This is a genomic window from Lunatimonas lonarensis (assembly GCF_000390185.1).
GTDB classification, from domain to species: domain Bacteria; phylum Bacteroidota; class Bacteroidia; order Cytophagales; family Cyclobacteriaceae; genus Lunatimonas; species Lunatimonas lonarensis.
Genome location: NZ_AQHR01000029.1, coordinates 68,495 through 92,796, shown reverse-complemented (window position 1 = coordinate 92,796; position 24,302 = coordinate 68,495). Strand labels below are relative to the sequence as shown.

Below are 24,302 nucleotides of genomic sequence, written 5' to 3'. Positions count from 1 at the left end.
AGAGTCCGCTTTTCAGGTTCATGCAATTCAATTTGTTCGGGTAGCTGAAATTTTGGTGCGTTTTTTCTATCGAGCATGTCGCTTATCTGTTGATATTGTAGGCGACTGACAGGCGAAGGGTTTCTGCCAAGGGGTGGTTTTGGGTTTGTGGTACAAGGTAAGAGAAATCAAAGGACAATCCTTCGATGATTCTAAAGCCTACTCCCATGGTGAAATACCTTCGGCCACCTTTTCTTGGGTTTTCATAAAAATAACCGGTACGGACGGCAAATTTGCCATCATAGTCATATTCTACGCCAAAGGAAATCATAATCTCCTGAAGTTCTTCCCTAAATCCATCAGGCGCATCACCAAAGGATCCAAACATCCCGCTTAGCAATGGCCGAGTAGGGTCGTTACCTGCTTGGATGCTAGGGCGGTTGGTTACGGGATCCCGGATGATCTGACCGTTTGCGTCTCTCTCATACAATGGTGGCGTTGGCACCATCAGTTTGTTGAGGTCAAGGGCAAAGGTAATATTGTTATAATCATCCATAGGTAATTTTAATGCCGTGCCTATCCTAAAATTGGTAGGAAGGTAATCAAGATCTTCTGCACTGTTGTAAGTGATTTTTGGGCCTATATTGGAAATGTTGGCGCCCCAAGACCAAATGGCGTCCCTACCGGAAATCAAGACTTCCGACTGATGGTACAAGCCGATATCGGTGCCAACGCTTATGCCGGGGCGGCTATCATTACCTCCTGCCGAAGAAATATTGCCCGAAAGATTAGAGTGGATAAACCTGGCTGAAATGCCTAGAGATAGGTTATCCGATAATTTCCGCGAGTAGGTACCACCAATTGCGATATCCCGAGGATTGAAATCTCCAAGGGGTGCGCCGTTTTCGTTGGTAAGCTGTATCGACCCCATATCAAAGTACCTTAGGTCAAAGCCAAAGGTAGATACATCATCTATTCGCTTGTATCCGGTGAGGTAATTTACAGACATATCGGGAACCAGTCGTCCAAGCCAAGGCGAATAGGACAGAGAAAAACCCATGTCATTGTCGATAAATGCAAGCTTGGCTGCATTCCAATGGGCTGAGTTGGCGTCGGGACTGGTCGCCACCCCTACATCCCCCATCGCCGAATGACGGCTGTCCGGTGCGAAATTCAAAAATGGAACCGCAGTTGTTATCACACGTCGATTTGGATCCTGCTGGCCAAACAATGTGATGGAATTTTGGGCTTCCACACATAATGGTGCCAAAAAAACAATTGCCAAAAAAATCAGCGAGTAAGTGTGTTTTGATCTCTTCATTTAACCAACAATTTTCCCCCTACTTGATCGAATGTATGATCACTTTCAGTGTAGACTTCCAAACGATAAATATACATTCCTTTTGCCGGAAATACAGCGAAGCCATTTGAAAAATTCCATTCAAGACCGAGTATTGACCCTCCAGCATTGGGAAAACGCCTTTCTAATGAAAATATTTCACGACCGTCCGCGGAAATAATATGCAAACTTACCTGAATGTTCTCCCCGGGACGGTTGTGCGACAGTTGAAATGAAACTTTATCGGTGGATGGATTTGGATACGCCAAGTTTGAAAGGATCCTCAGATTGCTTGTTCCCTTAACGTCCAGCCTTGCTTCTTGGGTGGACCGGTTTCCGAAGTTGTCAAAAGCGGTGACGGAAATACGGTTTTCTCCCTCTCGTAGTCCATTCAGTTCCAGCTCCAAAAACCCACGTTCAAAACCGGCATCCAGTGAACTGTACAAGTGAGTGATGACGATGGGATCGTCACCATTTAAGACCAATGTAATATCTTGCCCTACTTGGATTGGTGATACGTTGATGCCCGATAAGTCAAAGAATTCGATTCTGATCTTCACTTGCGTGGTGGCTATCGGACCGTCACTGTCCAACCGAAAAATGTTTATTTGCGGGCCGATCCGATCTATTGGAACGGGCGAATGGGTTCCGCCTATCGTGATCCGGGCAGCTCCCATAAACTCCTGGCCCGATATAGAATCCATGCCAAAAAGTTGGATGGTGCCGTTTCCATAGGGGTAGGCAATGTTTTTCCCCACAAAAAAGGAACCTTCAAAAAGGCCGTCTTCTATTTTACCGTTTCCTTGGTGGATTACTGCCTGGTTTTCGAAAAACTCTGCTGGGATGCTTTCATCCCCCCGTGTTCTCAAGACCAAAGGCTTGTCCAACAAGCGGATTTGGAACTCTCCGTTAAAACCGGGCTGGGGCTCCGTGGTCTGGAGTGAATGCACCTTTCCGCTAAATCTAATCTGCTGAAGGGCTCTCAGGGTATCCAACTCTGTTTCGGACTGTCTATCCGTGAGTGTGAATTCACCCAAGTTTGCACTCGGCAGGTTTATCCGGAGCGAAGGATCGCCCAATAGGGAAAAGTTTCGGTTTAGGGGGCCACTAAGACTTTGGTTTTTTGTTTGCATGAATATTTCTCCTAGCGATAGGTAATCACCCTCAGGTCTGGAAAACACATGATTTACAAAGGCCCTGTTCAGCAGAAAATTCACACTGCTAAAAACAGGCCGGCCCGTTGTTAATAAAGCGATCGCCCCTTTTCTGGGAGCGATCAGTAGTCGTTCAGCGCCTGATCGTATAAAAGGGCTGTCGTGCCGACCGAATTCACAGGTGGCCGTAACGAACACAGGTAGGCGATCGGATTCAGGCATATCTGCTATATCGGTAACGCGGAATAGTCCCTCCGCCGTCAGGGCGGATTCGTTGCCGTGTCCAATGTAGTTGATAAGTACTCCTGACCGTCCCAGCCATTCATTCAGGAAGGCCCGAGCTGCGGGAGATTCCTGTGCACTGCCGGTATTGAGCTGTTCAAACCGATCCAAGTATAGCTTATCAATGATAAATTCAGGATGGTGTATGGAGAGGAAAGCAGCATGGGACTCTGCGTCGTTCAAATGGATGTTATTGTCTCCATCGTCTGCAATTAGTAGGATGTTTCGCTTCCAGTCTCCGGATATCGCAGGTCCTGTCGAATACCGAATTATTTTGTCGATGACCTGTGAGGCTTCGGCTACATTTGTTGCCGGAATTCGACCAATGCCGATGGTAAGATGATGATCTCCCGAGTTGGATTCGACCCACTCTCCATCTCCAAAGGTAAGAAAACCAAAATAATCGTCTGAGCTGTAAGTGGTTAATGGATTCAGGCTGCTACGTGAGCTGTAGGTAGGTAGCAGGTTGGGGTCTCCCTGAAGAATATTTTTATAGTCGAAGGTTCCTTTTCCCAACAAGAGAAGGTTTTTTAGTTTCTTGGAGCGATGAAAGGTAAATGCAACAAAATTACGAATAGCCGTTGGGTCCGGGTTCCCATATCCAAAGGCATCGTAGATGGCATCAAGTAACACAACCTGTGTCAGTATTCCCTGACCATTTTTATGGGAGGCCAATCTATTGGCTTCGGATAGAAAACGTGAAGGAGAAATGATCAGTAGTTCTGCGGAGGTACTATTCTGGCGCAGCGAAACATCGGCCGGTCGGACGACCGTGATATCAGGAACTGAGCTTGGATTGAAGTAGGCAATTTTTGATATGCCCGCAGGGATTAGGGTTTCGCTTTCCAACTCGGTCGTCTCAGTACCTAGAAGCCAGATTTTTCGGTTTTCAGGAATAGAGACACGGATATCCGCCGCTTCGTCTGTAGGGCGGTACAAAACCCCGTTTTCCAACCTATTGATATCGATGGGAATGCCCACCCAAAATTTCCTCAGATAGCCCGCACCATTTCGGTCTCCAGTTTCAAATCGGAATTGGATCTGAAAACCAGAAGTTTGAGGAAGGTCGAAGTCGTTCGAGATAAGTGCTTCTCGCCCTTTGATGCCGTATGTACTGTTCGGGATGGACGGGATGGCGACCTCTTGGATAGGTTGTCCATTCACCTGCGCTGTAACCCGGCTCTCATCGATGGACTGGGCCATTACCGTAGCAGCGAAAAGGCCCTTCTTTGCCCGGTCTGTGGCTGAAGGCGTGTTTACGTCAATCCGGGATTCCTGGCCCGAAAACATCCGGTGTCCATACCAATCCCTCCCTGATTGAAGCATATTGTACTCCTCCTGGTGGTAGGTTATAATCGAATACCATGTTTGATCGGGTGAATCGCTTTGTACCGGTGAGGAGCTACCGGCCTTGGTGATTCTTTTTGGGCTGGCAGATTGGCCGGAGATATAATAATGCTGGATGTTGGAGTAATGGTTTATCTGGAATAGGGGGAGTTGTTCTTCCCAGTTAAATGTGTTTGGCCCGGATAAATAGAAATACAATACGTCGCCAATTTGTTGTCCGGGTATTTCTTGAAGAAGTAGACTAGTTGAATCAAGCCGCTGTGGGAGCATCCCGCTAACCCCATATACGCTAATCTGGGAAATATCCCCCAAGCCAATGGCGGAGGCAGCTGCTTGGGTTATTTTATACATACCTTCGTTTGGCACAGCAATGATATAACCCTGTGCATTTGCGTAACTGCTGTTGACAATTTTGAAAAGTGCCAGCTGACAAAAAACAATCAATATGTGCTTATAGGACGGCATTTTTGGGTAGCAAGTTGTCCACCGCAGAGAGCGCAAGGTAGGCAATAATCACAAAGGGAATCCCCCCTATCCCCCAAATAACCAGGGCAACAACGCCTAGTATAAGCAAGAGGTACTTCATTCCATTTGGCCTGATAGAAAACGTGTTGAACTTAAGGGCCAAAAGGGGCAGCTCGGCGGTTAAAAGATAGGCAAATAGTAGTACCATAATGGCCAAGGTTGCGGGGGCTACCAAGTAATTGCCCAGCGAGGGAATCGCCGTAGATAGATGAGGCAGGGTACTAAAAAACAACGCACATGCCGGTGTGGGTACACCAATAAAGCGGTCACTCTGCCTTGTATCGATATTGAATTTCGCCAATCGCAAAGCGGACTGCACGCCAATCAGAAACCCCAGAAAGGGCAGAACTTGAAAGGAACCGCTGTAGGCCAGCATTTTGAATGCGATGAACGACGGCAGTACACCAAAGGTGACCATGTCAGCCAAGGAATCCAGTTGTTTGCCGAGTTCAGATTGCGCCCGAAGCAGCTTTGCCAAAAAGCCATCCAAAAAATCAAAAAGTGCAGCTATCAACACGAAATAGGCACCCCAATAGATCTTGTCTTCCAAGACAAAGTAAATCCCGGCCATACCACTAATTAAATTAAGGCAGGTGAGAAAATTGGGGATAGCTTGCTTTATTTTCAAAATCGTGCGTTTTTTCCTACAAATGGGTTGGTGATTCTTTCCACGCCAATCGTAGTCTCTGGGCCATGGCCGGGAAAAACCACCACTTCGTTTGGTAAAGAAAACAGCCGTTCCTTGATGGCACGGAGTAGGGTTTCAGCATCTCCTCCAGGAAGGTCTGTCCTACCAATACTTCCTTGAAACAACGTATCCCCGCCAATACAGATTTTGGAGGCTTCGTGGTAGAAGACAAGATGTCCGGGAGAATGCCCGGGCACCCATATTGCTTTTAGCACCTGGTTACCAAATTTTATCAAGTCGCCATCCGAGATGAAATGATCTGCACTGCTTTCCTGAAAATGGGGGAAACCATAGTTTCCTGCGTAGGCTGGCACCGCCTTCAGGATGGCATCTTCTTCCCGATGATACCAAAGGGGGATATCGTAGGTGTTTTGGATAAAGGCGTTGCCCAAAACGTGGTCTATGTGGCAATGGGTGTTCAACAGCTTAACCGGCTTCAAGTCACGCGATTGGATGAAGTCAAAGATCTCAGCCCTTTCCTGCTTGTTGTGGCATCCTGGATCGATTACAACGGCTTTCTTTGTTTCGTCAAACAGCACGTAGGTGTTTTCCATAAATGGATTGAACGTGAAGGTCTTTATTTGCATGTACCAACCGATTGATTTATGATTCAAAATAACGAATAATCATTTAATTTTGGGTATGAAAACTGATTTTTTACTTATCGGCCAGGGTTTGGCCGGCACGGTATTATCTTGGCGGCTTCTCAGCAAAGGTTACTCAGTCCAAGTTATCGACACCCCCGGCCTGTCGAATAGTTCGCAGGTAGCCGCAGGGCTTTATAACCCTATTACCGGGCGGAAAATGGTGAAAACTTGGGAAGCCGACCGCTTTTTCCCTGAAATAGAGCCATTTTACCGGAGTCTGGAGACTCTTTTAGGTGAAAAGTTTTTGGTGCCAATGCCCATTTACCGCCCATTTTTAAACGTGGAGGAACAAAATGAGTGGATGGGAAACAGCAGTAGCGAGGAGTTCAGAGCCTTTCTAAGTGAAATCCGTACTTCATCCAAGTATCAGGAGGTAAACGACCGCTATGGAGGTGTGGTTCTTTCTAGAAGTGGATACCTAAAAATCCCAAAACTGTTGGACAGGTATGCCGCTTGGTTGGCAAAGGAGGGTAGGTTGATTCGGGAGGTTTTTGATGAGAAAAAGCTGACTCTTATGCCAGGCGGGGTATCGTATGGTGGAGTGGAGGCAGGTGCGGTCATCTATACCAATGGCCTAGCGGCGATGGGAAGCACATTTTTTTCGTGGCTGCCATTCAAGCCGGTACGTGGTGAGATTTTGACGGTCGAGCAGGGTTTTTCACCCAAGGAGATAATCAATCGTGGTGTGTTTCGGATCACTCTCTCGGACGGAATTCATCGTGTGGGATCTACCTATGACAACCATGATTTGGAAGCCGGAGCAACCGAAACGGGGAGAAAGGAATTGACAGAGAAGCTAGCTGGATTGATAAATTTACCGGTTGGAAGGATTGTAAAGCAGGATTGGGGGATACGCCCCGCCACGAAAGATAGGAAGCCCTTTTTGGGACAACATCCTGTTCATAATCAAGTATATATATTTAATGGATTGGGAGCAAAGGGAGTTTCCCTTGCCCCATATTTCAGCCTCGAAATGTATGAATTGTTAACTTTACAAAAGGAACCTACAAAAGTGGTGAACATAAATCGTTTTTTTAAGTATATTTAGAGGTTCGGTATTTTCACGGAGACAAGTAAATGAGAATTAAATTTCTACCCCTGTTTGTTATTATTTTCGTGGTTGGCTATCTGAAGGTGGCGAACGCCCAATTCGATCAGGAACGTTTTGGCAAAAACAGGATTCAGCATAATAATAAGGAGTGGTATCATTTTAGCTCCAACAACTTTGAGGTTTATTTTTACGACGGTGGAATAAACATTGCCCGTTACTCAATCGATTATCTGGAGAGTGAATTTGACCGACTTACCCAAACCGTTGGGTATGTGGCGTATACCAAGCCAAAGATTTTTATCTATAATTCCCATCAGCAGTTACTTGAGAGTAACCTTAACATCAACCAGAACAATTATACCATAGATGGGCAAACCTATTTTTCCAAGTTGTTGGCGGAGGTAGCCTTTACCGGGTCATGGGAATCCTTTAAAAAAGATCTTATCTACCAAACCTCCAAAATCATAATGGAGGAGATGCTGTACGGAGCAAGTATTACGGATGCTTTTCAATCCAATCTGATCAATAGTTTCCCGGATTGGTTCATCGATGGTGCAGCGAGGTACATGGCCTATGGTTGGGATATGGAGATGGATGATTTTGTCCGTCACTACCTGGACGGTAACGATAACCCTAAATTGCATAAGCTGAACCCGCAAGAGGCGGCACTGGTAGGTCAATCGATCTGGAATTTTATCGTAGAGAGGTTTGGAAGGAGATACATTTCAAGCATACTTAACCTGAGTAGAATCAACCGAAACGAGGAAAACAGCATCGCCAATACCCTTGGTAGGAGGTTTAGGGATTTTCAGACCGAATGGAGATCCTTTTACACAGGCCTAAATAAGCAGGTGCTGGAAACTTTTAAGGATGTTAACGAGCGGAATGTGATAGCTTCCACCTCGAACAACAAATATGGCTCGATTTCTTCTGTTAAGTTTAGCCCGGATGGAAAAAACTTGGCGTACGTATTAAATAACGACGGTAAATACCGGGTTATAATTCGGGATCTTTCGAACAATAGAGAGCGGATCATTTTCAGGGGTGGGTATTCATCCTTCGATCAGCAAGCAGATTTCACGACACCGGCAATCGCTTGGAAGGATACCCTCAATTTGGTATTGGGTGGGTTTAGAAGAGGGGTTACCACGATTCGCATGCGGGCCATTGACGGTAGCTCCCAGGATAAAATTTATTTGCGAAACCTCACCCAAATCCTCGATTTGGACTTTGCGCCCAGCGGAAGAACCATGGTTTTGTCCGCGATTACCAACGGACGCACCGATATTTATACCCTCAACATGCGGGGTCAGGGAAGGCGGATCACCAACGATGTATTTGATAATAGGACTCCGGTTTTTTTAAATGACTCAACCATCATTTATGCATCCAATAAAACCGACCTGCCCGATAGCTTGCTCACGGGAAATATCGACGTAAACAACCTGCCTGACTATTTCAACATCTTCATGTTGGAAACCGGGAATGACACCTTGGTACATACCAAGTTGACCAATATCAATCATACCAATATCATGCCCCGAAAGCTGAACAATACCACGGTATTGCATCTCAGCGAGCAAAGTGGCATCATGAATATCATGCGATTTGGATTGGGCAATATGGTAAGCAGTCAGGTTTCCGCATTCAACCGAAGCGTAGAGACTTTTGATTACTCTCTCGCAGCGAATAAATGGGCCTATGCTGTGCGAGATGGAAACCAAAGCAGGTTGGTATTGGAGAATTTCCCAAATCTGGATCAGTTTACACCCAGTACGCCGAGGATACAACTACAGCAAGCCAAGCAGCTGAACGAGCGGATTTCCTCCAGGAGAATCCAGCGTGAGACCGACGAAGAGGAAACCGCTCCATCCGCTCAGGTTCGAGAGGTTATCCAAGATCCTGCCCCAGTGCCTCAGTCACGATCGATTCCCACACCGGCAGATACGACGATCGTAGGCGTTGATTTGGAAAGCTTATTGATAGGAGGGGCTCCTGCTCGGACACCTACACCGAGTGCCCAAACAACCCGGCCGGCTGCACCTACGCAAGATGTTGCTTCTGCGCCAGACACCCTGCCCGCAGCTCCCATGACAGGTGCCATCAGCATGGATAGGTTGCGGTTTGAGAGGGAAGGGGGCATCAACACGGATGAATATGTGTTCGATACCATTCCACCGGGTAGTACACTTCAGCAGCAGGCCCAGCAGCCCCAGCAACCTCAATTGGGGGCAGTGGGGAGAAGTAACATATTGGAAGCCTTTAGGCAGCAGGCTATGGTGAAACGGGTTACGGGTCCAAGAGGATACACGCCTTTGTTTACCACCACCAGCTTAAACACCAACTTTGGGGTGGATCCTCTGCGGGGCTTTGCCATTAACCTACATGGAAAGATGAGTGATCTGTTGGATAATCATTCCGTAAAAGGGGGGATTATGACAGCACTTGATTTTCGTTCTGGAAGTGACGTGTTTTTCGAATATGAATATTTGAAAAGCAGGATTGATCTGCGTGGGAGATTTGACAGGAGATCAATAACCAGGAGTGAAGGCGACCTAACCTTCCAGCGGTATGTATTGACCAAGTCAGAGCTGGGAATATCGTATCCGTTTTCTGTGGGCACACGGTTTACCCTTAGTCCCTTTGTTGCGAAGACCCAATACTTCAATCTAAATCCTGACTCTGTATTGAGGGGGAGAGATGAGCGACAAAACCGATTCGACGTAAACTATGCAGGGGGTAGGGCAGAAATCGTGGTGGACAAAACCCGATTGCTTGGTCTCTACATGGAGCAGGGGTTCAAAGGCAAAATCGGTGCAACACATTATCAGGGAATCACGGAGGGTGACCGATCCTTTACCAATGCCTTTGTCGACTTAAGAAACTATCAGAAAATCCACAAGAACATTACACTGGCCATGAGGGTTTTTGGAGGCAGTTTCTTTGGCAATAATCCACAGCAGTACTTGGTGGGTGGAATGGACAACTGGCTATTCAACCAATTTCATCAGCCGCCAAGCAATAGGCCGGAGGTGTCTCCGGTTAGAAATACAGCTGGTGTTGAAAACTCAAATATTTTGTTTACAGAGTTTGTTGACCTTCGGGGGTACGATTACGACGAGATCCGAGGCAGAAATGTGATTACATTTAGTTCAGAACTTCGAATTCCACTCTTTGCCTACCTTTCACGCGGTAATATAACTTCCAATTTCATCAGGAACTTTCAATTAGTCGGGTTTTATGACGCCGGATCTTCTTGGAACAACGCTGCACCATGGGAGCGAATAAACGATCAGAACACAGAAGTGATCCGTACCGAAGGTTCCCCGTTTATCATAACTTTGAACAACTTTAATAACCCTTGGCTTCAAAGTTATGGTGCCGGTTTGAGGACAGTTCTTTTAAACTACTACGTGAAATTTGACGCAGCCCGCCCGATACGTAACTATGATGTAGGAAAAACAAGATTCTATGTCACGTTAGGATACAATTTTTAAGGGGGGTATATTGCGCCATGATAAGATCGATGACAGGCTATGGCATGGCCGACTATGAAGATGATAAGTGGCGCATCCACGTAGAAGTAAAGACGTTAAACTCCAAATTTTTAGACCTTGTACTCAAGCTCCCGAAGCAATTTTCTGATAAGGAGCTTGAGGTTAGAAACCTCATCAGTGATCGGTTGGTAAGGGGGAAAGTATCCCTTACGATCGAAGTAAACGAGAAGAAATTTGGTCAATTACCTGTTGCGATCAATAAGGAACTGTTTCATGCGTATGTAAAGGAGTATATAACATTGGCGAAAGAGGCTGATTTGCCTGTAACTGATATTTTTAAGCTCATATTACAGTCTCCCAATGTGATTTCCAACCAAACCGAATCGGTCGAGGGACAGGCCGACTGGCATATTGTAAGAAAAGTGGTCGAACAGGCCTTGGACAGGTGCAGTGAATTCAGAGAAGCAGAAGGGGCATCTCTATATGCCAAACTTCAGGGCAATGTACAAGTATTGAACGACGGATTAGCCGATATCCGTGTCCATGAACCAAATAGAAAATCAAGAATAAGGGAGAGGATTCGGGGTCATTTCTCCGATTGGTTAGAGGAAAACAATTTTGATCAGAATCGATTTGAACAGGAATTGATATACTATTTTGAAAAGCTGGACATCACCGAAGAGATCGTAAGATTGGAAACCCATTTGAACTATTTCGAGCTGGTTCTTCAATCAGAACAAGACCAAGGGAAAAAGCTTGGATTTATTAGTCAGGAGATTGGAAGAGAAATAAACACCATTGGTTCAAAGGCGAATGATGTGGTTATCCAGAAAATAGTCATTCAAATGAAAGATGAGTTGGAAAAAATAAAGGAGCAAATGCTTAATATTCTCTGATTCGATAGAAAGGATGCAAACAGTTGTCCCAAAAAAAACCCTGCTTTCATTTTATGAAAGCAGGGTTTTTTAATAGGCCTATACTTTTATTAGCTCAGCTTGAATCGAATGGGAAGTCTCATTTTTACCCTTACAGGGCGACCGCGCTGCTTTCCTGGTTCCCAAGCTGGTGCTTCACGAACCACACGCATTGCTTCTTCATCGCAACCCCCTCCAATACCGCGGAGAATGTCAACGTCCTGGATAGATCCGTCAGTATTTACAACGAATACTACGTAAACCGTTCCTTCGATTCCCATACGACGGGCTTGTGTTGGGTACTTCAGGTTTTTCTGAAGGTACTTGTTCCAGCCTTCCATTCCTCCTGGAGGCGTTGGCATGTTTTCAACAACGTCGAAGATCTCATCCGCTTTTTCTACAACCGGTGCGTCAACAATAACTACCTCCTTGATTACGGTTTCTTCTTTGACATCCACATCGAAGTTAACCTCGATTTTTTCTTCGATTTCTACCTCGTCAGGAATTTCTTTGATTTCAGGCTGTTCAATTGGTGGTGGAGGTGGAGGTGGTTGTTCCGTGATCGGAATATCCAGTAGTTCCTCAAATTCATCGTTGATTGATCCTAAGTCTTTGAGAAAGCCATCCCCATAGGATTTGTACTCAAAGGCAAATAGGACAAGACCAACGCTTACCAGCAGACCAAGGTTCAGGAACATACCTGTCTTTTTGGTCAAATCAGCTTTTGGCGTTTTCTTAGCTTCCATGATTGATTGTCCTTTATGGTTGTTAAATTATTAATTCGTGAATCTCGGAAACAATTCTAGTAATTTTTTTTCATTTATACAAGAATGCTTCGCTTGTAATTTAGGTAAACAAATAAAATCATTCCACTTGCTCCACCTGCAATATTTGCCGCAATGTCCATGTAATCAAACGAGCGATTCGGCACATAGCATTGCAGCATCTCTGTAAATATAGCGAAAATTATTCCAAAAACTAAATAATTAAGAAATATTTTTTTCTTTTTCCCTTGGGTCGGTTTTGGGACGCTCCAAACTCTGCTCCATAAAAACACTAAGCCAGCGAATAGAATAAAGTGGATTGCCTTATCTATACCGGGTATCTTAGGCATATCAGGGACGTTTTTGCCAGGCGTAAGGGTCGCATACAAAAGAGCGAGCGTCCAAGCCAGAGCAGGTGTCCACCTATATGAAAGCAGTTTATTCACCGATCAGCTCGGCATAGGCAGTCGCGGAAAGAAGATCAGAAGGAAGCCCCCCGTCTAATTTGATCTTTATCATCCACCCTTTGCCGTAGGGATCCTCATTCACCAACTCCGGGGAGGACTCCAATTCATCATTTAACTCAGCCACTTCTCCAGATAATGGCATAAAAAGATCAGAGACCGTCTTCACGGCTTCAACCGTCCCGAATACGTCGCCCTGAGCCAACGTTTCACCGACGGTTTCCACTTCCACATACACTATATCTCCCAATTCCCGCTGTGCAAATTCGGTGATACCTACCGTAGCGATGTCTCCATCTACCTTTACCCACTCGTGGTCTTTCGTGTACTTTAGCTCCTCTGGAATATTCATAAATTATCGGTCTATTTTTTACCCAAAAATACAAGGTTTACGTTCAGGTAAAAATTATTGGCTTAAATTAAATGTAAGTTGTCCACCAAAGGCGGTAGAACTTCGTCGAAAGGCTGTCGAAACCTTCGGATCGTTGATCGTCCGGTCAAAATAGAACTGTAGGTTCAACTTTTGGTTGACGACGTACCCCACACTTGGCCTAAGCTGTATGTTTAGGTTTCCATTGGTAAGGGTACTGATCTCTTCGATTTTACGCTGCACCGTTTGGGTATCTACCACTCGGGTGGACAAGCGAAAGGTAAGGTCATTGCTAAGCACTTCCTGCCGGCCTTGGATTTTGAAGGGAACTTTCACCCCCGCTTTTGTATAGCCCAAATCAAATCGGAAGTCCTGGCTTTTTTGCTCGGTCACCTGTGCATTTGAGAAATTTAACCCTAGATTCCGCTCCGTGTTGTATTCAAAGCTGATATTCATTCGGTCCTTTGTCAGTAAGTCCACCCCGACCAATGGGGCAAACCGCTCCCACATGACAACCTGGTTAAGAATAAATATGGGGATGTAGGCACCAAATTCATCCAAGAGCGACGCATTTGGGATATTTTGGAGACGATTGAACAGCTCCAATCCGTCTTGGTAAAGAAGCGAATTTGAGAAGTTGCTCACCTCATAGGCGGATGCGTAGTTATGGGTTAGGTTGATCGAAGAGAAGTATTCGGACAGGGCCGGTATTTTGGAAAGGCCGCGGTAATCTAGGCGCCAGTTTGGTAGAGGAATACCCGGAAAGGGATTTAGCGACACGGACTCTGGTGTCTGACCGGTATAAGCGGCTATGAAAGCTGGGATCAATACATCCTGTCCGTTGATATTGTAGGCTCCTCCCGGGTTTTCAGTTTCCAGCCTACGTTGAATGGTACTTCTGAAGGCTTCGAAGTTCTGGAAGAGGGGCGAATTGTTCTGTCCATCGTTTCCGGCCATTGCCGTTCTTATCATACTAAAACTGATGCTGTAAGCCCCCATGCGGTTGGGGTTGATCGACACAAATTCTTCCGAAAACGGACTTTGTCTGCGGAAGATCTCACTGTAGTCTCCCGTTTGCCTTTTTGTTACATTCAAGGTAACCCGAAAGTCTTTTAGGGGCTCTACCAACGAGCTGACCTGTAGGTTTTCGGTTTGGTTTTGCCGAAATCCCTGTGTGAGCAACGTGCTGGCGGCCAACACACCTCGGTTTGCCAGATCAAAACGAATTTGGTCATTTTGGCTGCCAAAAATGAACGGCAGTCCAGGGTTCATAAAACTCCTGTCCATGCCCAAAAGTCCCGTATTTTCCATGTAGCCGGGAAGGAAGGTGCCCTCAGTTATCCTGTAGTTGAAGTTGACCTCTTTTACCATCATCATGAATTTAAGAAGTCCGTTTCCGAAGCCCTCGGTAGATGGCGGCGTGTTTTCCGCATTGGCCGAACCGGGTCGTCCCGGAATCGTTGGACGTCTGGGTGCATTCAGGGAGTTGAGCTTTTTGTTTTTATTGTACAGTGAAATAAAATCAAGCTTTCCGTTAACCGACCGGTCCCTCGTGTTTTGAATGACGTTTCCCAATGTATCGCGTTGGCCTAGGGCTCCTGTTACCCACCCATAGCTCGCTTCATAGCGGACATCGGCTTTTATCCAGTTGGTTAGCGGTATTTTGTCCAATGGGAGAGAATAGTTGACGACCCCTTGATGGGTGTAATTTACCGTACGGCCTAATCGGCGCAGGTTAGCTCGTAACGAATCCAGCTTTGCTTCGGTGTCCAAATCTCCCTCGGGTTCATCGACGATGGCGTTTACGGAGGAATTAAAGTCAACGGACAGGTTTTTGGTCAGGTCCCAGTTCAAGCTGTAAAAGCGATTGATGAAGAAACTTTTTTGAAACAGGGTTTCCACACCATCTGTGGTCAGTCGATCGTTGCGGTTTTGGGTACGCATAAACCGTCGGTCCATATCAATTCGAGCAGAAACCAACGAAGGGGAGAAATTAAAGTTAAGATCTTTGATTAATTGCAAATAGGCTCCATCCAGAAAATCAAGATTCTTAAAGGGTTCTACCTCCAGTGGGTTTGGCTGAAAATTATAGGCAGCACTTCCTCGATAGCTTTCGAATGTGTAATCGGCCAGTTGAATATTACTTTGCTTCACCAGCCCATAGGCGTAGGAAAAGGCAAAATTCTCGAGATCATACACCCGGTTGGTTTCTTTTTCCGGGTTTCTCACTTTCCGTACGTTTGTGACGCTGAAGTTTCTTCTTTTTGACAGATCCATCACCTTTTCCCGGTAGGTGTCCCTTTCCGCACCGGTATTGAACTTCTGAAGGGCTACTTCAAAGGGAACGTCTGGATTTAGTGGGTCAAATTCAGGCCTCGTGCTGGAATTCTCCATGGCGACATACATAGGAATACTTAAGCCTAACGCCTTTGGTAACAGCTTATCAACGTTCACATTGGCAGATACATCGTATTGGGTGGTGGATTCCCTGGCTCTTTCAGATAGTCTGGTTTCCAGTCCTCCAAATCCAAAAGTATTGTGTCGGATGGAGGAAGAAACCACCGCTACGTCGGCAATCTGCATATTTAGGCGGGCATTGGCTGCCCAACCAGAGGACTTATTGAAGTCGGTCACTCGCAGTTCGTTTGCCCAAATGCAAATCGATTTGCTGGCACTGCCCGAACTTGCGGGATTTCGGATACCGATCATCATCCCTTGGATGAAGCTTAATTCCGGGCGGCCCACTACCGTGACACGGTACTGCCTCACCTGCATGGTAAACGCCAGGTTTTGGGGGCGTTGGTTATTGTCCCGTTCAGCTTTTACGCCAACAATTTCGTCCAGAGCAATATCGATTTCGTTTTCCAGCGGCCATATGTCCCTTGGGTTTCGGGTCGATGGAGGCGTGAGCATTAGGGGGACTTCTATTTCGTAGTAGTTGTCTGTGTAATCTGTGCCCAACCGTAGAAATGCCGTAAGTTCGCCATTTTGGGCGTTTTGACTGCTTGCATGGAGAAACATCTTCAGTCGGCCGTATTGCACCAAATCCTGGCTGACATTTTTGAACACCGCCCGGGAATCCCTGCTTTGAAGGTTTTCAACACAAAGTCTGAGAGACTGTTCGTTGAGTTGGCGCTCTACCGTAGAGGTGTTGTCTCTATCTCTGAAAATGCCAGGAGGCAACACATAAGGACTCTGGGTTTCACTGCCTTGGCCGTTCTCTTCAATATTTACTACTCCTACTGTGAAGTTGGAATTATCCGGTTCTGGTATTTCAGAGAATCCCCGCTCGAAAAGCGATTCTTGGAAAATCCGCCATTGACTTCCCACCAAACGGAAATTGGCCATCCGGAGGACCACTGGTTGCTGGAAATCAGTGAGGTAAGTACGCATGAAGCGGATCGATTTAAAACCACTAATATTCCCGAAAGTCCGGTTTGGCTGTCTTACCGGGATTCGAAAGAGATACCAGTTTACTTCATCTCCCGTATGGTCGTCTATATGGGTGATCTTATCAACGACGTACCCTTGTCCCACCCGTAGGTTGGCCGGTCGAAGGTCAACTTCGTACTCGTAGTAGCTTTCGAGTTCGTTGATTGTATTGTCGTTATTGAGGTCTTCATTGTCCGGAATGTTGGATCCAGATGGGGTAAAGGGTAGGTTGGTATTGGAGGTTATGGGCGTGTTTCCTTCTAGCCCGTTGAATTTTTTATATCGTTCCAGAATTTTGATGTTGTTTTGGTCGTATTCCGGATCCAAATAATAGCGGAAATCATCGGCTGAAGGGTCAGCGATTATTTCCTGTAGTGCTTGGGGGTTTACGTTTAGCCTGTTTATAAAGCGGTCGGCAAAAAAAGCCCGTTCAGCTTCGCTGCCCAGGCCATCCAATCCCACGTCTTGGTTTTGCCTGGCCTGCGGAGAATTGTCAAAAGCCGGAGTAAGAAACTGCTGATTGGTCACCCTTCCCCATTCATTCTCGGTGACCCTATCCAATGCACCGTCGACCGGAAGACCGTTTTCAAATGCGTGGCGGCCGTCTTTCATAACGTCTTCTGAGATTTCACCCAGATTGAAAAACAGTTTACCTCCCGTGGTATTGTTTTCGTTGAAGATTCCATCCAGTACCCTGCCGTACTCGCCTCTCAAAAAGGGATCCATGAGCCAAAACTCGATGTATTCTATGTTCGTACGGTCAAAGTCCACTTCCGATGTGATCGCCCTTGTTATTCCGCCATAATTTTGACGTGGATTTGGCAACAGTCCGGCATTGGTTAGGTTAGGGTTGTAGTTGTACATGCCCCGCTCGTGGGGGAAATAAGCCAAGTCAAACAAAGGTTCCGGGGTTACCAGCATATCCCGGTACCTTCCCCTAAAAACCTCTTGGGGAAACACGCCCCTTACGTAGTGATTTCGGCGATCTTCCGAAGTTATGTTTGCCGGAGCACTTCTGCCGGAAGCTCTAAAGAAAACATTGTCCAATACATACCAGGAAAGCTTCGCTCTCCGGTAGGCATCGCCGAGCCGATCTTCGGTTTGCATGGACATGTCAAACCGGTTGTCGGCGGTAGCAGGCGTTGCTGCCAATCTCCAGTTTTGGGGTGAAGACCCTAGGTTGAAAGGGATGATGGCTGTCTCAAAGTCATCGATGTAGGAGGCACCCTCGCCATCGACTTTATTGGAAGTGCCAGGGATCAAATGCGCAAACTCTCCGTTAAACGTTACCAATGACTTTTCTTTGGTCTCCGTAAAGGGAAGTGCATCTGCCAGTTTGGTCAAGAAAAGGGATTCATCACTGTAATTCATATCCAATCCCCATAGGCTGTTCCGCAATGTTTCGTTTCCGGTTGCGATCCTGGATATATTTGGGCGTTCGTTCAGGTAGAGAAAGGTGCCGCCCACATTGAAATTTTCGCTAAAAAGATAATCGAATCGTGAGCCCAACATACTTCTGGTTTGAAACGAAACTAGATCGGCTTTTTCGAAACTGATACTGATGCGCTTTCCGGATTGCAATATGCCTTCATTGATAATTACAACCCGACCAACGTTGTAGTCAACCGTATAATCTACCCCTTCGGTCAAGGGGATGTTTCCGGCTGTTACCAACACAGACCCTTCTGAGATGTTAAGCCCGGGAAGCATGATCTCTGAGGCAGAGCCAGAGGTGAAGCTGCCCCTAAGAAAAAACTTATTCAGACGGGTGACAAGTTCGGCATCGGCTAAGGTGGTTCTATATAGCGTATCGTATACATATCGATGTACCAGATTGGCCTCTGATGGTAGAAAATGGCGTCTTAATGTCGCGCCGAAGGGCTCCAAGGAAGGGAAAATTACGAGGCCTTGCTCGGGTCGCATGGTTATTCCTGGTACAAAATCGAAGTTGCCATCTGGAACGGGGTCGTTTTGTGGGTTTAGCCGGTCCAGACCCATCAATCGAATCAAGGGGACATCCCGCACATTTTGTCCTTCGAGAAGGCTGGGATTGTCCAACCCGGTCCGGTCGTCACGGTAGATAATCTGCAATTGGAAATTATCCCGTTTGATTTGATTGGCGTTCAGGTTGTAGATGTTTTTCATCATCAGGTCCCAGGTCGGAACCTGCGTATTGATTCGGGCGGGCCGCAAAAGCTTGAGGAAGATAACCTGGTTTTCCGGCCTGTTTTGATAATCCTCGGAAAGTTCGCCTACCCGGTAGGATTGCCCGTTGTAGGTGTATTCAAACGATACCGCCACGACCTCATCGTTCTGTAGTTTTCGCAACAAAGAGAAATAACCCAACTCCCTGTGAAAGGTATATTCGTTGGGGAGGAGTCTCCGGGCTCCATTTACCTGTTCGAAGTCTATCCCACGCTCCAATCCCAGGTCGTTGGTTATGGCAGTGGATGCCGTTTCAAAAGACCGAAAGGAAGGGTTTCCCCTCAAAGAAGCAAAGAGGTTATTGGCATTGTTGGCCGCAGGGGATTGCGGGTTCCCGGCGCCGATCGCAGGGTTATCCGGTCGGTGTATACGTTGCCCTTCCCCCAAGTCCATAAATGCGGCAAAGTTTCGAAGCGTTTCCGTGTTGTTTGCCCGGTTCATGATATATACCTCCACGCGCGTCACCTGCAGGCCGGAAAGAACCTGAGGTAATCCGCGAAGCCAGTTTTCATAGTTGTCTCGGAAGAAATGGCTAAGGAAAAAATGTCGGTTTTCATCGTAATTGGAGGCCCTAATTTCAAACGGACGACCTTGATTGCCCCCTTCGATAATGATTTCGTCCCGCCGGCCACGTTGGGTGGAAGCAACCGTCGTCATAAAAAGTTTTCCAAATTGCATGTTAGTCTTCACTCCAAAGAGGTTGGTGGCGCCCTGGATCAGACTGTTTTGGACTGGCATGCTTACATTTCCAATTTCGATACTCTTGAGTATGTCCTCCTCAAAACCCGCGTATTCAACTTTCAGCTGGTTTTCAAAATCAAAGGAGTTATTGCTGTCGAAGTTCGCTCCCACCCGGACTTTTTGCCCGAGCATTCCGTTTACGCTGGTTTGGATCTGCTGATTGAAGTTAAACCCGCCGTTTCGTTGCTGACGGATGGGAATAGACGGGTTGTCGATTCGGCGAAAAATCCCGCCAAAATCCAGGTTTACATTGCCTGTGGGTACGATATTGATTTCGTTTCCCCCAAATATGCGGTCAAAGGTTGGGCTCATGGTAATGGGTGGGATCAGCCCTCTTCCTCCCACTGCGCTTTCTCCGTCCATTCCCCTGGAACGGTTGCGCCAATATTCCTGCCTCATCCTGAGTTCTTCCATGCGTGAAAAGGAACCAAAATCCAACGAGGAATTTGGATCCACCGTCGTGGAGTCCAGCCCCTCGTAGATCGTGTACCTCAACGCGGAGTCTATCTCCACTTCGTACATCCGCTGCATAGGAGAAGGGAGTACAAATGGTGACTGCCCATACCGATACGGATTCTGATTGGGAAAGAGTGGGGCAGTGTTCAAATTATCCCAAAGCAAAAAAGAAGGCAAAGACCGTCTCTTTTCCAATGAGTCTATTCTTGTTGGCAAGCTGTCTGAAGGCGCGGTTGGCCTGGCTTGAAAGGCAAATGAGCTATTCCCGCCTAATGACAAAAAAATAACTACCCACAGAAAAAACTTTTTTGTCGTGGGGAAATTCGGTTGATATTCCAAAAAAATATTTTCGCATGTAAAGGTCAACACTTGGGAGAATTAGGAAGACTTTAAAGATGCTTTAATTAAATCTTCTAAGGAAATTTCGGGGCCATTTTTTTTCAACACGGTCGCAATATTTTTTTCGGCAATGGCCCTGGGAAAACCTAGCTTCATCAATGCTTGTAACGCTTCGGTTTTCAGTTTAGTACTTTGCTGCATGAATCCCTGTGCGGGAAGGCCAGGCTCGACTAGCCCATCCTTTTTCAATTTGTCTTTCAATTCCAGCACAATGCGTTGGGCAGTTTTTGCCCCTATGCCCTTTACCCGCTGAATAGTAAGGTGATCACCCTGTAGAATTGCTTGCTCCAATTCTTTTGCATCCAACGAAGACAGGATCATCACAGCTGTATTGGGGCCTACTCCGGAGATGGAAATAAGCTCTAAAAAAAGCTTTTTTTCGGACTCCAAATGAAATCCGTATAGGGTATGGGCATCTTCTTTTACATGCAAAAAGGTATGGAGCATGACCAGTTCCTCGTCTTTTATGGCCGAGTAGGTGGCGAGGGAAATCTTCACCATATACCCTATACCCTGTATGTCCACGATGACGTACGTAGGGTCTTTGTAGGCCAATTTTCCTCTTAGGTAGGCAATCATGATTGTGAAATGGTTTGGGCGTCTACTACGGCAATAGCTACCATGTTTACTATTTCCCGAATCGAGCTTCCCAATTGTAGTACGTGAACGGATTTGTTCATTCCCAGCAGAATCGGCCCGATCGCCTCCGCATTTCCAATCTCTGCCAGAAGCTTGTAGGCGATGTTTCCAGATGTTAGATCGGGAAAAATCAGCGTGTTCGTCTTATGATTTATCAGGGAACTGAAAGGATAGTTTTCTTTCTGGATTTCCTCATCCAGTGCCACATTTGCCTGCATTTCTCCTTCAATTACCAGATCGGGATACCGTGCTTTGGCCAGCTGTGTGGCCAATGCGGTCTTGGCTGGGATCTCTCCTTTCGCCGACCCAAAATTGGAGTAGGAAAGTACGGCAATTTTCGGGTCAATATCAAAAAACCGAACCCCATTGGCGGTAAGGCCGATGATCTCAACCATCTGCTCCGCAGTAGGGTTTACGTTTACGGTGGTATCTGCAAAGAAGAAAGGCCCCTTACCTGAGTTCATAATATACATGCCCGCCACCCGGTCTACCCCTTTTTTTACCCCGATGATCTGCAGGGATGGAACGATGGTACGTGGGTAGTCTTTTGTAAGGCCGGAAATAAGGGCGTCCGCATCACCCATTTCCACCATCATAGCACCAAAGTAATTTCTGTCCCGCATTAATTTTTGTGATTCGTACGGAGTCAGCCCTTTTCGCTTTCGTTTGGCGTACAGTACTTTGGCGTATTTTTCGATTAGGTCATTTTCCTCAAATGGATCAAGGATGGTGACATCCGGTAGATCCAGTGAGTTTTCGGCAATTAGGTTCTGGATTTTGGCCTTGTTTCCCAGTAAGATGGGGATTGCTATCTTTTCATCCTTGATCAGCTGGGCGGATTTAAGGATCTTTCGGTTGTCGGCTTCGGCAAATACTACCCGTTTGGGATCCTTTTTGGCTCGCGCGATCACCCTGGACATCAGCCGTTGGTCGATGCCGATCCTTTCTTGAAGTTCAAGTTCGTAGGCTTCCCAGTCTTCGATGTTTACCCTTGCCACCCCCGAACTCAATGCAGCCTTTGCAACAGCGGGAGCGATTGTGGTAATCAGTCGGGGATCCAGTGGTTTAGGAATCAGGTATGTTTTTCCAAACGCAAGTTTGGTTTCTCCATAGGCTTTGTTGACAATGTCCGGCACGGGCTCTTTAGCGAGAGAGGCAATCGCTCTTGCCGCGGCCAGCTTCATTTCCTCGTTTATGGTGGTGGCACGTACATCCAAAGCTCCTCTGAAAATATAGGGAAATCCGATCACGTTGTTTACCTGGTTAGGGAAATCGGATCTGCCTGTAGCCATGATCAAGTCACTGCGTGAGCCCATGGCGAGATCATAGGTGATTTCCGGATCGGGGTTTGCCAGCGCAAACACGATCGGGTTGGGAGCCATCAGACGCAAATCATCCGGGGTAATAATGTTTCCGGCGGAAAGGCCCAAAAATACATCGGCGTCTTTCAAGGCATCTTGGATTCGATAAAAATCTTTGTCGGTTGCGAACTCGCTATGGAGTTGGCTTAGTCCGGGTCTGTCTTTTCGAATCACGCCATCAATGTCGCACATGACGATGTTTTCGCGCTTGACGCCTAGGCCATGATAAAAAAGCGTACAGGACATGGCAGCCGCACCGGCACCACTTACTACCAGACGAACCTCTGAGATATCTTTGCCGATCAAACCCAAGGCATTCAGCAAAGCCGCCCCTGAAATAATGGCAGTACCGTGTTGGTCGTCATGCATGACGGGTATGTTCATGGCTTCCTTTAGGCGTTGCTCCACGATAAAGCACTCGGGAGCCTTGATGTCCTCTAGGTTTATGCCACCAAAAGTAGGCTCCAATGCCTTTATAATCTGAATAAGCCGTTCCGGATCCTTTTCATCGATTTCCAAATCGAAGACATCAATGCCTGCAAATTTTTTGAATAGAACCCCCTTCCCCTCCATGACAGGTTTGGAAGCATCCGGCCCAATATCCCCTAACCCCAAGACCGCAGTGCCGTTCGATATTACAGCCACAAGGTTGCCCTTTGCGGTATATTTATAGGCTTTTTCTTTGTCGTGCTGGATTTCCTTACAGGGTTGGGCCACCCCCGGAGAATATGCCAGTGCCAAATCAAGTTGGCTGGAAAGTGGTTTGGTTGGGACTACCTCCACCTTGCCGGGTTTGCCGGTACTGTGGTAGTTAAGAGCGTCCTCTTTTCTGATCTTAATGGCCATTAACTGTTGGTTAGGGAGATGTTTAATTGGATTCGGCTGCTTTCATTCCGGTGGCTACCAAAATTGTTTCGATTTCCCGCAGCGGTGCACGATGGGCTTCACTGGGGTAGTAGACAAAGCCTTCTATGTAGAAAATCTTGCCGCGTTCGGCATCCACTACCGTATAGGAGAGAAAGGATCCTCCCATGGATAGGTTGTTGCTCTTCCAGGCACCACGCATTTCCACCGCATACTGTCCGTCTATCGTAGTGTTTGAGAAAACCGGAGGTTCCAGGGTTTCGGTGACCAGAAACGAATCTTTATTGGATGGGTCTGCAAAGACCCTTGGTTTTAAGATACTGTTTCTGAGTGCGATGATGTTTTCAGGAAAGACCTCACTCTCATCTGTATAGTCTGTCATGTAGAAAAGCAGACTGATATCCGGTTTGTCGGTTCTCGGGGTAGGCTGACGAAACCACAGAAACTGGTCTTCTTCCTTGGCAAGCTGATAGGAGGCGGGCAAACTGAGCTCAACACCGAATTTATCGCGGCCCAAGACGGTTGCGAGGCTGTTCTTTCGATTGAATAGGGCCTTGCCCAACCGTTCCCGCTCCTTGGAAAGAAAGAGGTTTTGAAGTTTACTTTTGTTTTGGCGCAGGTTCTGAATAAGCTGCTCTTCGTTATTTCCAAAAAGGTAAATGACATCCTGGCCAATGGCAAATTCGTCTTTTTCACGTAGCATGAACAGGTTTGGGTCTTCCTTTGCCATTACTTTTGATTCCTCGGTAAACTGATTGTTTATTACCCGACTACCTGGTTTAGGATCGTCAAAAGTGGTTACATAAACCATATTGGTTGCCATTTTGAGAATCCTGGTCAAACTGCGGGGATCTACGCTTTTTAGGTTGAAGAGGGATTCTTCGCGAATTATTCCCTTGATATCCTCTTCAAATATTTCGGTTAGGATTTCACCTACCGGGCCGGCAAATTTGGTCGAATCAATCACCAAGATGATTTCCCCAAATGCGCCACGGGCCTTTGGCAGGGATGATTTTTCAGCCCCCCCAGCTCCTCCGTTGTCACAGGCTACCAGTCCAACGATTGCGAAAAGGATACAGGGAATAAGGGCAAAGCATTTTGAGTAGTTCATAACGATGGTTTTTTTCCTAGCTCCAAGGTATAAAAATTCACTACCATAAAAAAATAAAATTAAAAAATTAGTT

The 24,302-nt window shown here is 46.6% G+C and carries 13 protein-coding genes and 1 pseudogene; 3 read left to right on the top strand and 11 right to left on the bottom strand.

Going from position 1 to position 24,302, the window contains the following annotated elements; all coding sequences use genetic code 11:
- Nucleotides 1-82: 82 nt before the first annotated feature.
- From porV to ADIS_RS04215, 4 genes and pseudogenes are all read right to left on the bottom strand, one after another.
- Nucleotides 83-1,300: a type IX secretion system outer membrane channel protein PorV gene (porV, locus tag ADIS_RS04230; protein ID WP_010853102.1), complete on the bottom strand. Its 1,218-nt coding sequence runs from the start codon at nt 1,298-1,300 to the stop codon at nt 83-85.
- A complete protein-coding gene (gene porU / locus ADIS_RS04225; protein ID WP_010853101.1) occupies nt 1,297-4,566 on the bottom strand; it encodes a type IX secretion system sortase PorU in 3,270 nt (1,089 codons plus the stop codon). Before porU ends, porV begins: the two co-directional genes overlap by 4 nt.
- Nucleotides 4,553-5,254, bottom strand: a complete 702-nt coding sequence (pssA, locus tag ADIS_RS04220) for a CDP-diacylglycerol--serine O-phosphatidyltransferase (protein WP_010853100.1) — start codon at nt 5,252-5,254, stop codon at nt 4,553-4,555. The genes porU and pssA overlap by 14 nt, the downstream gene beginning before the upstream one ends.
- Before the next feature lie 125 nt (nt 5,255-5,379).
- Nucleotides 5,380-5,868, bottom strand: a pseudogene (locus tag ADIS_RS04215) (MBL fold metallo-hydrolase); the annotation flags it as partial.
- An 88-nt stretch (nt 5,869-5,956) separates the two neighbouring features.
- On the opposite strand from ADIS_RS04215, the gene ADIS_RS04210 reads away from it, so the two are divergent.
- Genes ADIS_RS04210 through ADIS_RS04200 form a run of 3 tightly spaced genes read left to right on the top strand, consistent with a single transcriptional unit; the run spans nt 5,957 to nt 11,405 of the window.
- Nucleotides 5,957-7,009, top strand: coding sequence for an NAD(P)/FAD-dependent oxidoreductase (locus ADIS_RS04210; protein WP_010853098.1), 1,053 nt, complete (start codon nt 5,957-5,959; stop codon nt 7,007-7,009).
- A gap of 29 nt (nt 7,010-7,038) precedes the next feature.
- A complete protein-coding gene (locus ADIS_RS04205; protein ID WP_010853097.1) occupies nt 7,039-10,509 on the top strand; it encodes a PD40 domain-containing protein in 3,471 nt (1,156 codons plus the stop codon).
- A 17-nt stretch (nt 10,510-10,526) separates the two neighbouring features.
- Complete coding sequence (locus tag ADIS_RS04200) at nt 10,527-11,405, top strand: YicC/YloC family endoribonuclease (protein WP_035804637.1); 879 nt, start codon at nt 10,527-10,529, stop codon at nt 11,403-11,405.
- A gap of 89 nt (nt 11,406-11,494) precedes the next feature.
- Here ADIS_RS04200 and ADIS_RS04195 read toward each other — a convergent pair whose 3' ends face one another.
- The 7 genes from ADIS_RS04195 to ADIS_RS04165 form a co-directional block, all read right to left on the bottom strand.
- Nucleotides 11,495-12,169 carry an energy transducer TonB gene (locus ADIS_RS04195; protein ID WP_035804635.1) on the bottom strand — a complete coding sequence of 225 codons (675 nt, stop codon included), beginning with the start codon at nt 12,167-12,169 and terminating at the stop codon, nt 11,495-11,497.
- A 74-nt stretch (nt 12,170-12,243) separates the two neighbouring features.
- Nucleotides 12,244-12,576 carry a VanZ family protein gene (locus ADIS_RS04190; RefSeq protein WP_035804656.1) on the bottom strand — a complete coding sequence of 111 codons (333 nt, stop codon included), beginning with the start codon at nt 12,574-12,576 and terminating at the stop codon, nt 12,244-12,246.
- 49 nt (nt 12,577-12,625) lie between these two features.
- On the bottom strand, nt 12,626-13,003 hold the full coding sequence (gcvH, locus tag ADIS_RS04185; RefSeq protein ID WP_010853093.1) for a glycine cleavage system protein GcvH: 378 nt from the start codon (nt 13,001-13,003) through the stop codon (nt 12,626-12,628).
- 54 nt (nt 13,004-13,057) lie between these two features.
- Nucleotides 13,058-20,071, bottom strand: coding sequence for a T9SS outer membrane translocon Sov/SprA (sov, locus tag ADIS_RS04180; RefSeq protein WP_262493033.1), 7,014 nt, complete (start codon nt 20,069-20,071; stop codon nt 13,058-13,060).
- A gap of 162 nt (nt 20,072-20,233) precedes the next feature.
- Nucleotides 20,234-20,833 carry a Holliday junction branch migration protein RuvA gene (ruvA, locus tag ADIS_RS04175; RefSeq protein ID WP_010853090.1) on the bottom strand — a complete coding sequence of 200 codons (600 nt, stop codon included), beginning with the start codon at nt 20,831-20,833 and terminating at the stop codon, nt 20,234-20,236.
- Nucleotides 20,830-23,100 (bottom strand): NADP-dependent malic enzyme, encoded by a 2,271-nt coding sequence (locus ADIS_RS04170; RefSeq protein WP_010853089.1) that lies wholly within the window; start codon nt 23,098-23,100, stop codon nt 20,830-20,832. The genes ruvA and ADIS_RS04170 overlap by 4 nt, the downstream gene beginning before the upstream one ends.
- A gap of 22 nt (nt 23,101-23,122) precedes the next feature.
- Nucleotides 23,123-24,229, bottom strand: coding sequence for a DUF4837 family protein (locus tag ADIS_RS04165; protein WP_010853088.1), 1,107 nt, complete (start codon nt 24,227-24,229; stop codon nt 23,123-23,125).
- Nucleotides 24,230-24,302: the final 73 nt, after the last annotated feature.